Origin of the sequence: Paenibacillus sp. FSL W8-0919 (assembly GCF_038003785.1) — a bacterium.
GTDB classification, from domain to species: Bacteria; Bacillota; Bacilli; order Paenibacillales; family Paenibacillaceae; genus Paenibacillus_AQ; species Paenibacillus_AQ lactis.
This window is the reverse complement of sequence record NZ_JBBOPV010000001.1, coordinates 3992404-4006075: the sequence shown is the minus strand read 5'-3', so window position 1 is coordinate 4006075 and position 13672 is coordinate 3992404. Positions and strand designations below refer to the sequence as shown.

Here is a 13672-nt window from a genome sequence, read left to right as displayed (position 1 = left end):
CTACTTATTTTTTTGGAATAAGCCCCGTTCAATAAATACTAGGTGGGTGAATCCATGAAAAAATCCATTCTGCTTTCCATAGGAATAGCAGCTGCTCTGGGAGCAAGCACTTCCATTTATGCTTATAGCGCCGTAGAGCAATCGCTTGAAACCAAGGTACAGGATAGCAGCATATCTGAGACGATACCGGCTGAAATGGAGAGTAACGTTATAGAAAATACTTCCACTGCAAACGAACTTCCTGCACCGCTTAAGCCGGTTACTGTGAATATTGAGCATAGCTCATATGAAGACCTGCATATCCCTTTAGATTTGGCAGATCGAGCAATGTTTCACACCAATCGAATCACCTCGAGCAATCCTATTAAGGAATTGGTATTGGCTCGTGCAACGGATTGGGGCACAAATAATGAAATTCAAGTAATCTATGCTCTTGAAAGTGGGTCGGAAGTTCGGTTACTTCAAGCAGATCTTTCTCCAAATGTGTCTATTGACTATTTTAAAAATTTGAGCATTTACGATCCAACTGAACTGTCCGTCATTGATATCCATGGTTTCCAAGCTGTCATTGAGGATGGAAGCCCAAGAAAAACAGTCCACCTTGTAACGAATGAACACGTATATATCGTAGTTTCCGTTTACGAGGATGTGTCTCTGGAGTACTTGATTGAAGTAGCGAAAGAAATTAAGGTCACAGAAGACAATACGATACATCAAAATAAAGAAATTACCGCGACAAACGGTCAAGAAACAGTTGTTCCGCCAGATCCGGACGTGCAAGACAACAGGGTTGACCTTTCTCAGCTTCCAGAAGGTGTTGATGTGCGTATTCCTGAATCGTTTAAAGACACTGCTCCTGCAGATCTAAGTTCTGCACAGACCAGTGACACTCCTGATATGAAACAACTTACTCCTATCACTGCTCATAAAGTTGGTCCTGGCGAGTTTCATTTCTTCGCAAGATACCAATCGTTAAATGGTGCTGAGATTGTTGTAAATCAGGTGCCTATCAAGGGAAATACCATTGAAACCATACAGGGCTTCTATAAAGAACCGACAGAAGTTACCGATATCAATGGTCATACCGTTGTATATTTGGATGGTGAACATAGAAAAGCCGCACATTTATTGATGAACGATCATCTGTTCAATGTCTCTGCTACTATTGGAGATCTTGATGATCTAATGAATGTGCTCAAACAAATCCAAGAGTTTCAATAGTGAACCACCAGCCATCAATTTCGATTCCTTCAACCGTTCAACCCGTTCCGTATACACGCAAAAAAAGATCCTGCGACAATATGTGCAGGATCTTTATGTGGGAAGCGGTCAATATTCCTTAATTACTATGCAGCTACTTTCCAACTGCTAGGGTGCCTTGCCTGAGAAGTAACGAAGAAATCTCGCTCTTCTTCTCCTTTTACGAGTGTTCATGGCGAATCAACTTCCTTTCGGAATGACATTTCTGTTCTTCCGTCCGTCGATTGACATTTCCACTTCCCACTTGTTATAAATGTACCCGCTCCACCAGGAATGAATCAGGTCTATTCAATTTTTTTGACAATGCGACATGCCTAAATAAGAGATATTCAGTGCATCTGGTCACGCAAAGCGATCATCTCAAACTCCGGACATCCATTAAGGCTTCATCGCTGCCGCCAGCTGTGCCAGCTTGTTCGTTGTCTTCCAATTGCGCATCGTAACCGGCACGCTCAGCTTCTGCAGCTGATTGGTCAGCTTCGAATCTCTGGCGCTTTTCTTAATGCTGCCTATACAACGGATCGTTTCTTCCTCGTTCGCAGCTGCAACGAGCTTGTCCACTTCTTCCTGCGAAGGGACATCCGGCAGCATTCCTACATAAAAGCTGACGAAAGCCGAAGCTTCATCCGCTTCCTGTATCATCGCTTCCGAGAAAGGACAGCTCCGAATGATGTCCTCCATTTCCTCCCCTGTTCGAAATATGACCGAAATGGAGTAACCGAAGGCCTCGCGGATTCCATTCTCAAATAATTCCTTCAGCTGGGTCTTAGATTTGGGCGATTCAAACAATACATTACCGCTCTGCATATACGTCTGGACACGGGACAGACCGAGGCCCTCGAGCAGCGTTTTTAAATCGGCCATTTTGATTTTATGGTGTCCGCCGACGTTGATACCCCTCAGCAGTGCAATATAGATCGTCACTTGAAGCACTTCCTTTCGTGCAAGGCTGCAAAACTAGTTCGTATCGATGCTATTTTCCAGACTTCATTTGCTTTAACCATATTATAGATTTTATCCGCTCGATGTACACGCTTTTCGGGATCTGCTAATGTGATGTCCGACCGAGCCAATTCACTGATTATGGTAATAAACGTATCTAGCAGCCAAAAGGTTAGCTATGAGGGGAAAATTAGTCTGACGATAAATTTGAAGTTGATGCTCAAGCCTTCTTACTAACCAAGCTCAACCTGTACTTACATAAAAAAAGCCCCAGCGAACGATTTCTCACTGGGGTGTAAGAGCATGATGCTTGTGTCTAAAGATATTAACCTCGAAACGAGTCCTCCACCCGTTCCATAATTAGACCAGCCGTGCGCTCCCCGTTCGCAATGCAATCCGGGATGCCGACGCCGTAGTACGAACATCCGGCCAGCAGCACGTTAGGGTAATGCCTTGCCATTGCTTCCTCCAGCGACTTAACCACATGGCGGTGCTTCAAGTGATAGTTCGGCATATTACCCTGCCATTTGGTGACCTCGCATGTAACCGGGCTCGCATCAATCCCTAGGCTCCGCTTGATATCGTCTAATGCGACCTGCTTCAACTCGTCCTCGGACATGCGGATCAGTTCGTCGTAATGGAGACTGGAGCTCTTGTAGAACAGCCGCATCAGCAGGCGCTTTTGGCTTGAGGTATGCTCCCATTTCCGGCTCGTCCACGTGCAGGCATCGCATTTCAGATCCGTATCCTTAGCCGTAATAAAACCCGTCCCGTCATAAGGAAGCTCATTGTCTTCAATATCAAATCCGAGGTAAACGCTAATCAGCGACTTAGTAAGCAGCTGATCAAATTCTTCAGCCAGCTTCGGCTCCGGCAGCAGTTCTTTTGCCGACGAGCCCAGCGTGGCAAGTACAACGTAATCCGCCTCCAGATTCTGACCGTCCGCCAGAGAAACGGTATAGCCGCTCCCTTTCTTCTCCAGCTTCGATGCCTGAACGCCTTTAAGGATTTGCGCATCGGAAAGATGCGTTTCCAGTGCATCTATGATTTCGGAAGCTCCATTCTTAAAGGAAAGGAACTTCTTGCCGGAGCCTAAGTATTTGTGGCGATTTTCAGCCAGTCCTCCCATGATGCTTCCATAGGTATTTTTGTATTCCAGCAAATACGGGAAGGTTGAAGCGATCGTCAAGTCATGCAGCTCCCCGGAGTACACACCCGATATCACGGGAGCAATCTGGTTACGAACAAGCTCCTTGCCAAGAAACGCCTCCAAAAACTGTCCGAGCGAATCGTCCTTGCTGAAGGTCTCGTTCGGCATATAATAGTCCTTAAGAGCCTCTACCTTTCCCTCGGCGGACACAAGCTCGCTCTCGGCCAAGGACTTCAGGCTAAGCGGTATACCGAACACACTTTCATCCGGGATCTTCTTCAATCCCTTATTCGTATAAATAAACGACGTTCCCGTGGCATTGTATACCACTCGATCCGTCAAGCCGAGCTCTTCGAGGAGCGGAGCTACATTGGTTTTGCGGGCTACGATGGAATCCGCGCCGGTCTCCATAATAAATTCACCGTCATGGACCGTACGGATTTTGCCCCCCAGCGTATCGCCGGCCTCGACCAGCACCAGCTTCATGTCACGGCCGGCATGCTGCAGCTTTTTCTTCAAATAATATAATGTGGACAGACCGGTAATACCTCCGCCTATAACTACGGTAGTTGTCACTGAAATACACCTCGAAATATGTAAAGTTGAAATCGTTACCCCTGTCTCGCTTTGCTTCCACTTTCCCATTGTATCCAATTCACTAGTATATCATAGGAAATACCGGACGGACCTCGTGTATTCCCTCAATTGTGTGAACAGTTTGCCGGTCCCCATGCCCCTTATATCCCAGAAAAATACAAAAACTCCGCGAGGTCTCTCGCAGAGCTTTGTAAAGCGGGAAGCGGTTTTCCATCTCACGCAATATTAAAATTGCTACTCAAGGTGTTCCTTGGGAACGATTCAGGCGTGGCCTTCCTCATTCCCTACTCTGTTGTCCATGGGTATCAACATCCTTTCGGTTAGCTGACAATACGTCATGTTATCCGTCTGGTGATGATCAATTCCACTCCCCACTTAGGATATATATACCCGCGTGATCTATAATGAAACATTCACAGCGAATTCATAGTATGCCCGTAATTAGGTCATTCATGGTTTAACGGCGGATGCCTCAAGCCGCTCATTAAACAGGGACTCCATTCGGCTGCAGGTATCCGCAGGTGTCTCCATTCCCGCCCACAGCAGATTCAGCTCATCAAATAGCAATTCGATTTCGGACTGCGTCAAATTGAGCGTATGCAGCGGATAGGCATGTGGCAGCACATCCAGGTAGCAGTTGTAATGCTCGGGATGAATGGCCGGGTCAAGCAGTGCATCGTCCTCCGCAGCGGACCGAAGGACAGGAATCGTGCATCCGTATTGCTTGATCAGCCGCTGCCCCTCATCGCCTGTCATATAATCGACCAGCTTCTCGGCTACCTGCCGATGGCTGCTGCGCGCATTGATCGCAAGCCCCCCGCCGAGCAGAAGCGTAGCCGGCTGCTTGCCTCGCGGAAGCTCCATCACGTCCCAAGCGATGGAATGATCGCGGAACTCGTTCATGAAGTAATACGTCGACATGATCATGGCCACCCGTTCCTTCATGAAGAGTCCCTCCGCCAAATGACTGCTGCCATGCGCGTAGATCGGCGAAACATGCTCCTTATACATCAGGGACAGGCAATACTCCAATGCTTGAATGTTATTCTCATTCGCCATCGTGCTGCGGCTGCGGTCGCTCTTCATGATTTGTCCATTATTCTGGAGCAGGAAGACGGGCCAGCGGTTGGACGAGGCGGAGAAGCAGAAGCCGTAATGCTCCACCATCCCGTCCTCATCCGGTGCCTTCGTGCACAGCTTCGCCACGCGGAGCAGGTCGTCCCAGCTCTCGAGCGGCTGGTATTCCTTGATCCCGTATTTCTCGAAAATCGACCGGTTAAAGCAGATGACGACAGGCGAGAAGATGAATGGCGCCGCCAGCATCTGCTCCCCTTGCTGGAACAGCGGGAAAACTTCCGGATAGCTGACTCCTTCCTCAAGCAGATGAGGGGGAATATAGCCGGTCAGAAGGTCGGTACGGCGGCTCTCTACCCATTCTCTGGAGTGCATTTCGGACATGACGAATACGTCCGGTCCCTGCTCCTCATCCATCGAATGAATAAGCGTGCGGGTATAGTTCTCCTCCGAATACAGCATCAGCTCCACCTTAACGAACGGGTATTTCTTCTCGAAGGATGCAATGATTCGTTTCACGATTTCAATCTCATAGGAAGTGGAGAACCAGGCCAGCTTAATAACGACCGACGTTCGGTCCTCGTCCGGAAGCTTGACGCGATTGCCCTTGCCGGCAATCTTCTCGATTAGCCCCTCATGGACAAGCTCATCAAGCGCCTTACGGATGGAGACCCTGCTCATTTCGTATTTCTGGCTCAATGTGTTCTCCGGTAAAATAAACTCTCCCGGCGCAAGTGTCCCGCTTACGATCTCATTCCTGAGATCCTGCAAGAAACGCTCATAGCGTTCATGAAATTCATTTCTTCTACGTAACAATATATACCGCTCCTATACATGTCTATGAATATCAGTATAACATGCATGACATAAGGATTCCAATCATTGTCATTTCAGACTTGCAGCTCCTTAAATCAGCAAATGAGCGTCAAGAAAACGGTATGCTCTTTCACGTAGATCCGGCGGGAAATCATGTCCTTCCGTCCCCAGCCAGCATTCGAAATCAGCCTCGCGGCCCAAACCGCGGTATAGCTTCATGAGCTCGGCAAGCCCGAGCGTGTTGTCCAGCCAATGCGGGAAAATGGCATCTCTCATGCCGCACCACATAAACATCGGCACCGGAGCAGCCAGTGCTGCGATCTCATGCCATTCAAACGGCGGGTCCCCTTGCTTCATCACCTCGGTGAGGCCGGCAAAATGCGAGAACCAATCCCGCTGCCCCCATCGGTTCGGTTCCGGATCTCCTTGAAACATGGAGAAGCCGCAGCTGGAGGCAACCGCCCGGATCCGCGAATCCATGCCTGCCAGAAACCAGCCGTTATATCCGCCGAGGGAATGGCCAATAACACCGATCCGGTCGGGACGAACAAGCTTCATGGATGCGAGCACATCCACGCCCCGGATATGATCGGCCAGCATTTTGCCGACAACCGACCACGAAGGAAACCGTTTATAGAACGGAGCCGTTTGAAAGGGTCCTTCGCCCTCGTAGATTCTCTCGCCGAATGTTATGGAATCGGGAGCTAGCACGATATAGCCTCGAGACGCAAGCTCCAATCCGTACCTGCGATTGTCCCTTCCCGACGCAAGGGCAACATCCGACTTCCCGACTTCGGTCGTCGGATGCAGCGCCAGCACAGCCGGCCGCGGGGCGGAAGCGGTCACGCTGCGGGGAAGCAGAAGGTACGCGTGCACCAGATCCCGGTCCTTGGTTTCATACCGGATATACTGACAATAATGATCCTCTTCTTCCTTCTCGCTTAGTACCGTATATGCGCTCTCACCTAACACTTCGCTATCATACATATTCTCAAGCGGCGCATCGCCGAGCGTGCGCATCCAGACGGACTGAATTTGCTTCCGCTTAGCCTCCCAATCCGATTTTGTCGCCCCGCCGTCCAGCAGTGGAGCGACCTTGCTTACATCATGAAGCCCTTTATTTGATAATCGCTGAATCTCATTCATGGCAGCTTACACCTCCTTCTTCCAATGGAATCGCCACAGCTCGGCTCCGGCGCCGTAATAAATATCGTTTCCGATACGGGCAAGCCCACAGGTTGCCGGCTCGGGCAAAGCCGCAATGCGAACAGGCTCGTCGGACCCGGCAGTAATCATGAATAGGGTGCGGCTAAGCAGTCCTATAACAATCGGCATGCCGTTGCGGGAAGACTCCATCATGCCGTTTCGGACGACGGACCCCCACGGGGATAGATCATACAGGCTTACAACCTTACCTTGCTTAACATCGAAACGGAACAAGATACTGTCCGAGGTGATCCCGTACACATCTCCTCCCTGACCGGAGCACAATCCCGAAATTTCTCGGGCGCCGGCTATCGGCACCCAGGTTCCGGTAACGGAACGGGACGCCCAGTCCCAGGCATACAGGACCGCTTCCTTGGCCGAGGTCTGCCCCCCGCCCGGTGTCTCGATGCTGGTCCCCCCGATGACGCCCCATCGAGGGAGTACCGTTAGCGAAACCGTGCTCTGCTCGGGGATCACTTGCTCATGCCCCAGCATCGTGACGCTTTCTTCCTCCACGTTCACGATGCCCAGACCCCCGCCGACCGCTCCATAACCAGGAAACCCGCCGTACAAGACGTGAATGCCATCGTTCAAGGAAACCGCGCAGCGCGGACGATGAACTCGGTTGTCAGCATAGATCAGTCTGGGATTTCTCAAGCCTGGCGAAACCATATCGGTTCCTGGTGAAGCTGGCTGTCTAACCCCCTCCCAATCGCGGGACGTGTCTATTACATGGATCAGCCCGCCGGCATAAGCGGCTCCGATGATTTTGGAGCCTTGGGAAGCGTAAGCGGCAATATTGCCTCCGCCCCCCTTTTGAATCATGTCCGGGCCAAAGTTCATGATTCGGCGGCGGCCCGGTTCAAATCGATAGAAATGCAGCGGATGATTGGAGGTGCCGTACAGATTGCCATCCGGCCCGGCGAAGATCGGCGACAGCTCCGCGGCATTGCCTTCATGATGCAGCGGGATCTCCGATCGCGTGCCATCCGCGTGCTGAATGGAGATTCGCATCTCAGACAGCTCCCAGGACAGCAGGCTCCGGCCATTTCTCAGGTCCTGATGCACCTTTCGGTAACCTTCCCCGCGATACAGCGAAGGAGATACCGAAGCTTCAGGAATTGGACGTTCTTGGCCGTCCTCGATGATGTACCAATTCTCTGCGGCGGCAGCCGACGGATGTGAAGAATTCGGAATCCGGGCATACACCCTTCCGTCTTGCCCCCGGTGTACCTGTGCACTGCCCGGGGCCGCGTTCCCGTTCACCGTAATCGTCTTCACTTCGCCGCTGTCCGCATGAACGGCGGCAACCGCTGGAGAGGATGTGCCCAGTCCCGCATAGATCCATCCATCGCTTCCGGCAGCCAGCGTCATCGCATATGTCCGGTCGGAATCAAGCCGGGCAATGACCCGGCATTCTTGCATTGCAGCATCCATGCCCAGCAAATAGCTGCCCGGATACGTCGTGGCGTAGACCGTCCCGCGCTCATCTTCCGCGAATGCAAAACCCGCGTGTTCCTCACCTGACGGCGCTTCAAACCGGGCTATGTATTCAGATTTGAAGGGGTCAAGCACATACAAGCACATTCCGGCTCCCGTACAAAACAAGCCGCTCCTCGTGCTCATTGCCGCAAAAGGATACTCCCGGCACAAATCCGGAAACGGCAGCTGGCGGCAGCTGCCGTTATCCGGATCCACGATGAGCAAATAACCTCTTGCGGCAATGACGACGCGCTCTTCCCCGTTTTCGTTTCGGCATACCGCCGCCGACCGTGTTTCGTCGGCACGGACCGGATAGCCGAGGGACTCAAAGGGCTTCGTATCCGAATGCTCACTACTCTTCAACATGGCTGACCCGCCCCTTACTCTGCGTGCTGTATGCGCTCGCGACCTTTAAGACGCCCATCCCGATGTCGCGGATATCCTCATCCGAATAAAACTCGCTGATCGGAATTTGCACCGCCGTCTCCAGAATGCTCTCCGCAACGGGGCACAGGCCCTGTTCATAGGAAGTTTCCGTTAGATCAAACGGGAAGCTGCTCCCCAGATAAGCTTGCCGATTCTGAAAGAGCGGCTGCATATAGCACACCTGCGGAATATAGCCTGCCCGGTTCGGAATGCCTTCCGCTTCCAGCGCCATGCAAAATTGCTCTCTCGTGCAAGACAGCTCGTTCAGCTCCAGTCGAAACATATAAAACCAATACGTGCATTCGTCATCCGGCCGAACCTCGGGAATACGTATTCCCGGCGCGGTGGCCAGCATTTGATTCAAGCGGTCTCCAATCACCTTCCGCCTTTCGCAAATCCACGGAAGCTTGCGGACTTGGGCGATCCCGACAGCCCCTTGAAGCTCGGTCATCCGGTAATTCGGTGCAATGTACTTCGTTCCCCGGTCAAGCTGAGTGCCGAGTCGGCGATAGTTCTTGTCCGCAAAGGCATGCGTGGTCTCATAATCCGCTTCATTCCCTGAATTTACAACCACAATGCCTCCATCGCCGGTTGAAATATGCTTGAAGTCATTGGTGCTGAAACAGCCGTAATCGCCGATGGTTCCCGTTAGCCGTCCTTTATATTTTGTCAAATAGGCTTGGGCGCAGTCTTCAATCACCTTCAGACCGTATCGCTCGGCAATCTCCATGATCGGGTCCATATCGCACGGATTGCCCGCTAGATGAACGACAAGGATCGCCTTCGTCCTCGGCGTGATCCGCGACTCCACCGATTTCGGATCCAGATTGTAGGTGTGCGGCTCCAAATCGGCAAACACCGGGATCGCGTTCTGATACAGGATGCCGATCAAGCTGCCTTGATCCGTGATCGGGCTTGTGATCACTTCATCGCCTACCGAGATGCCGGCCGCTCCAAGCGCAACATGCAGTGCCGCCGTTCCGGATGAAGTCGCAACGCTGTACTTGACTCCATACAATTGATTGAAATCCGCCAGAAACTGTTTGACCTTTTGGCCGAAATGATAAAATAACGTATTTTGCTCAAGAGCCTCAAGCAGCTGCTCTGCTTCCTCCGCACCGAACCGCTTGCCCGAGGCAAACGGCGTGGATTTGGTTTTCGGCCCCCCGTCCAGCGCCAGTGGTTCCATGCTGTCCATCCCTCCTTTTACCGCGTCCGCTCGGCAGCGCCCTTGATCATTCCGCTCCATTCCGGGCAAGGGAGCCCATAGCGATCGCGCTTCGAATCTTCTTCTACATCCGAATATGAATGTCGGTAATATCGGATGACCGCTCCTTCCGGCAGATTGCCGGCCTCCAAGGCTCCGCTTGCATCCACGGAAAATCTCGCGTTCCGTCTGGCTTGCTCCCAGCTTGTTATTTCGGCACAGGTCCAAAACGTGTATCCCAGGTTCTTCGCTTGACCGACAACAGCCCGAAAGGCTTCCCGCACACCCTCGATGCGATGAATATGCTGCTGGTGAAACAGAAAGTGCGCAACGCCGCGCACGCCCTTGACAGCTTGAAGGAACGGCTCAATAACCGACATGTCCGGAAGCATTGGATGCTCCAGGTCCTGCGTCAAAAATCCGATTTGCAGCACATCATACAGCCGGTTGCGTTCATCCGCCCATGCGATCGGATAGTACGGCTGCGCCGTGCCGAACGGAAAGCCGACATTTCCTTTTTTGCTAGGACCCCGGGTTTGATCGGCCTGAATCCCCTCGGCCTCGCACCAACGGAACAATTCTCCCCAGCCCTCAAAGCGGGTGTAATGGTTCTTATTCGATACGATATCCGCTCCGCTTGCCTGTCGCAAATGCTGAAGCTGACGGGAGAATTCCTCCTGGGACCATATGCCGCCCTCCGCTTCAAGGGCGTTGAAGTGAAATGCCAGCTCATGCCCAGCAACGGCGATCATGTCGTACATTTCCCTGGAATATCCGGGTTCGATCATGCACCAAGTGGAACGGACGCCGCATTCCCTCAAAAGCTCCAGCGTCGTTCTTGCAGCCTCTTCGGAATTGAAGTCGCTGTCATGGGAGATCATCGCAACCTGCTCGATCCCGCGCGGCCAATAATCTAGAAACGGCAGGGTGAGCCCGAGACCCGCTGCTTCCCTCATCAGCTCGTGAACGATCACCTCGCGCCATAGGTCTCCATAAGGAATCGGAAAGTAAGGAATATTCGAATCGGTCTTGACCCGATCCTCCTTCCAGTCGACTTCCATGCCGTCATCCGCCTTCAAGATTCCCTCGTCTATGCCCCCGGTTCCATCCTCGGCAGGAATGCCGTCTTGATACACAGGCCCTCTTCCTTGCTGAAGATAAACGATCGTGCTCGGGATATCCACATTCCAGCGAATGAGCTTGCCGGTACCGACCCGAAAGGCCAAACAGGCTGCACCCAGCTCGCTCCCGGCTTTCCCCAAGCGGAGTTTTCCTTGAGCTTCTGTAAGAGGCGATGCAGTCTGCTCATGCCCGGCTAACGGCTTCCAAGGCTGGCTGCATAGTGCCCGCAGTAGCTTTCCTTGAAGGACCGCTTCCATCCCTTCGACCTCCGCATACACCGCTTCGCGGCAGCTGACTTCGACGCACCCCATCCTCGAAGCCAAACGGTTCAAGCCCCCGTAGGCGATCACGACGGCTCCCTCTTCCGCCCACTTCAGCAGACGGTCCAAATCCTCTTCTTGCTCGCCAGCAAGCACGTTCACGATAATATCAGGGCGGTATGCGCTCAATTGCTCCGCTTGATCGAATAACCGATACGGTATGCCGGCATGTGACAGAATTTCTTCGATATAGAGCTGAAATATATTTTGACCATGCTTCCAATGATATTCTGCTGCATTACGGTTACACCACAACCCGATTTTTACTGCCTGCATGCTCAATGCTGCCTACTCCCTTCTCAGCCGCCCTGGCGATTGAATACGTCTGCTCTCGCCAGCCTTCTTCGCGTGAGGACAGACGTATTCTGCAGGGACAAACTCTTAACGTTTCTCCTGGGCTTTATTTAAAAAGCGCCTTCGGGTCTTTCTCCGTAATGCCTGCATTATACTCGGCGATGATATCGGCTCCGCCTTTGCTCAGATATTCCTGAACAAGCTGATCCCATTCGGATACCGGACGCGTGCCGGCAATCATCTTCACCTGCTCATCCATGACGTATTTTTTAAGCTCTGCGCCTTTGGCATTGTCCGTAGCGGATTCCAGGCCGGTGATCGGGTTCGCATACAGCTTGATTTCCTTATACATCGCTTCGATGGACTCAACCAGATCGGACAATTGCTTCGTCTGATAGGTGATCGAGTAGTCGTTGTCGAAATCCTGCGGCGCCCATGCCGTATTGTCCACAAAATAAGTGGATGGCGCGAGTCCGTCGGATGCGAAGTTTTCCTTGTTTACCGGCACGCCGTCTTTCATCTCGTAGCCGACGCCGATTTTTCCGGACCACCAGTCGAAGTCTGCATTGCTCTCGTTCCGGCTGTCCTCCGGGTAGAAGGTGCGGCCGAAATCAATCATCGTAAGAATCCGCTTCAGCTTCTCCGGCTCGGACGCCAGCTTGGCGCTTAGCAGAGTAATGCCGTTAAATCCTGCACCCGAGGTAAGTCCTTGATTACCGTATGCATCTTTGAACGGTCCAAGGCTTACAAACTGTGCGTCCGGATGGATGGCCAGCAGTCCGTCCATATACTCCTGGGACATGCCGCGCGGCGTTCCGATGAAGATGCCCGCCTTGCCGGAATAGAACTCTTTATTCGTATCCGCCCAGTTCAGAATGGCGTAGTCTTTGGTCATCGCACCCGCTTTATACAGCTCGGACAGCATCGTGATAAATTCCTTCCGGCCGTTGCCGATCATTCCCGGAATATAATTGCCCGCTTCATCCTGATGATACCAGGCGTCCGGGTCCCAATACGGACCTTGGTTGAAGTTCGGGTTAATATCCTGACCGATGGCCAAACCGTACGTATCCTTCTTGCCGTTGCCGTCCGGATCGTTATTCGTGAATGCGATCGCGACCTCCTTCAATTGCTCGTAGTTGGTTGGAACCTCAAGGCCCAGCTTATCGAGCCAATCCTTGCGGATGACCGTAACGACCTGGTATTTCGGGGCATATTGCGGGATCGCGTAGATTTTCCCGTCGACCCTCACCGCATCCCATATAAAATCCGGAACCAGCTTCAGCGTCGGATATTCCTGGATATACGGTTCGATGTCAAGAAATGCACCCTGCTTGGCAAATTTGTTGTAGCGGTTCTTCACATCCGCCGACATCAATCCGATCATATCCGGTATTTTGCCTGATGCGAAGGTGGCGTTGATCTTCTCGTCAAACGCGGTATTCGGCACAAACGTCGGCTCATACTTGACATTGAATCTTTCGTTGATCATCGTCAGCCCCGGGCTGGATGACGGCGGCGGATCCCCATAGCGGTAATCGATTGCCGTAACGGTATAGGTCTGTTTCGCTTCGCCCTCGGTTGGTGCCTTTCCTCCTTCCTGCGGCTGTTCTGCACTCTTCGGTCCCGGACTGCTCTGACCGCAGGCGGCCAGGCTGACCGAGAGAAGTGCAGCCATCATCATGGTAATCATGCGCTTTTTCGACATTTACGTTCCCCCATTTTGGTTATGATTTTGGAGCTTGCGCCCCAGTTATGATGATCTCAGCGACAGCC

General features: G+C 52.2%; 9 protein-coding genes. 1 reads left to right on the top strand and 8 read right to left on the bottom strand.

The genetic code is table 11. The features are described from left to right. Nucleotides 1-54 precede the first annotated feature (54 nt). Nucleotides 55-1221, top strand: coding sequence for a hypothetical protein (locus NST44_RS18245; RefSeq protein ID WP_251537574.1), 1167 nt, complete (start codon nt 55-57; stop codon nt 1219-1221). Between the two features lie 417 nt (nt 1222-1638). On the opposite strand, the gene NST44_RS18240 is transcribed toward NST44_RS18245, so the two are convergent. The 8 genes from NST44_RS18240 to NST44_RS18205 form a co-directional block, all read right to left on the bottom strand. Beyond that, complete coding sequence (locus NST44_RS18240; protein WP_251537575.1) at nt 1639-2184, bottom strand: DUF1697 domain-containing protein; 546 nt, start codon at nt 2182-2184, stop codon at nt 1639-1641. Between the two features lie 343 nt (nt 2185-2527). Further along, complete coding sequence (locus tag NST44_RS18235) at nt 2528-3928, bottom strand: protoporphyrinogen oxidase (RefSeq protein ID WP_210095211.1); 1401 nt, start codon at nt 3926-3928, stop codon at nt 2528-2530. A gap of 471 nt (nt 3929-4399) precedes the next feature. Then, nucleotides 4400-5839 carry an extracellular solute-binding protein gene (locus NST44_RS18230; RefSeq protein WP_210095212.1) on the bottom strand — a complete coding sequence of 480 codons (1440 nt, stop codon included), beginning with the start codon at nt 5837-5839 and terminating at the stop codon, nt 4400-4402. A gap of 90 nt (nt 5840-5929) precedes the next feature. Beyond that, a complete protein-coding gene (locus tag NST44_RS18225) occupies nt 5930-6985 on the bottom strand; it encodes an alpha/beta hydrolase family protein (RefSeq protein ID WP_028407158.1) in 1056 nt (351 codons plus the stop codon). Nucleotides 6986-6991: 6 nt separating this feature from the next. Further along, nucleotides 6992-8893, bottom strand: coding sequence for a hypothetical protein (locus NST44_RS18220; protein ID WP_340900333.1), 1902 nt, complete (start codon nt 8891-8893; stop codon nt 6992-6994). Further along, nucleotides 8880-10142, bottom strand: coding sequence for a DegT/DnrJ/EryC1/StrS family aminotransferase (locus NST44_RS18215; protein ID WP_028407160.1), 1263 nt, complete (start codon nt 10140-10142; stop codon nt 8880-8882). Before NST44_RS18215 ends, NST44_RS18220 begins: the two co-directional genes overlap by 14 nt. 17 nt (nt 10143-10159) lie before the next feature. Beyond that, nucleotides 10160-11878 carry a hypothetical protein gene (locus NST44_RS18210; RefSeq protein WP_340901449.1) on the bottom strand — a complete coding sequence of 573 codons (1719 nt, stop codon included), beginning with the start codon at nt 11876-11878 and terminating at the stop codon, nt 10160-10162. 124 nt (nt 11879-12002) lie between these two features. After that, nucleotides 12003-13604 (bottom strand): extracellular solute-binding protein, encoded by a 1602-nt coding sequence (locus NST44_RS18205; RefSeq protein ID WP_340900330.1) that lies wholly within the window; start codon nt 13602-13604, stop codon nt 12003-12005. Between the last annotated feature and the right edge of the window lie 68 nt (nt 13605-13672).

Excerpts from the sequence above, each read along its gene's own strand:
- NST44_RS18245 (WP_251537574.1), top strand. The coding sequence starts at position 55 with ATGAAAAAATCCATTCTGCTTTCCATAGGAATAGCAGCTGCTCTGGGA.
- NST44_RS18225 (WP_028407158.1), bottom strand. The coding sequence starts at position 6,985 with ATGAATGAGATTCAGCGATTATCAAATAAAGGGCTTCATGATGTAAGC.
- NST44_RS18220 (WP_340900333.1), bottom strand. The coding sequence starts at position 8,893 with ATGTTGAAGAGTAGTGAGCATTCGGATACGAAGCCCTTTGAGTCCCTC.
- NST44_RS18215 (WP_028407160.1), bottom strand. The coding sequence starts at position 10,142 with ATGGAACCACTGGCGCTGGACGGGGGGCCGAAAACCAAATCCACGCCG.
- NST44_RS18210 (WP_340901449.1), bottom strand. The coding sequence starts at position 11,878 with ATGCAGGCAGTAAAAATCGGGTTGTGGTGTAACCGTAATGCAGCAGAA.
- NST44_RS18205 (WP_340900330.1), bottom strand. The coding sequence starts at position 13,604 with ATGTCGAAAAAGCGCATGATTACCATGATGATGGCTGCACTTCTCTCG.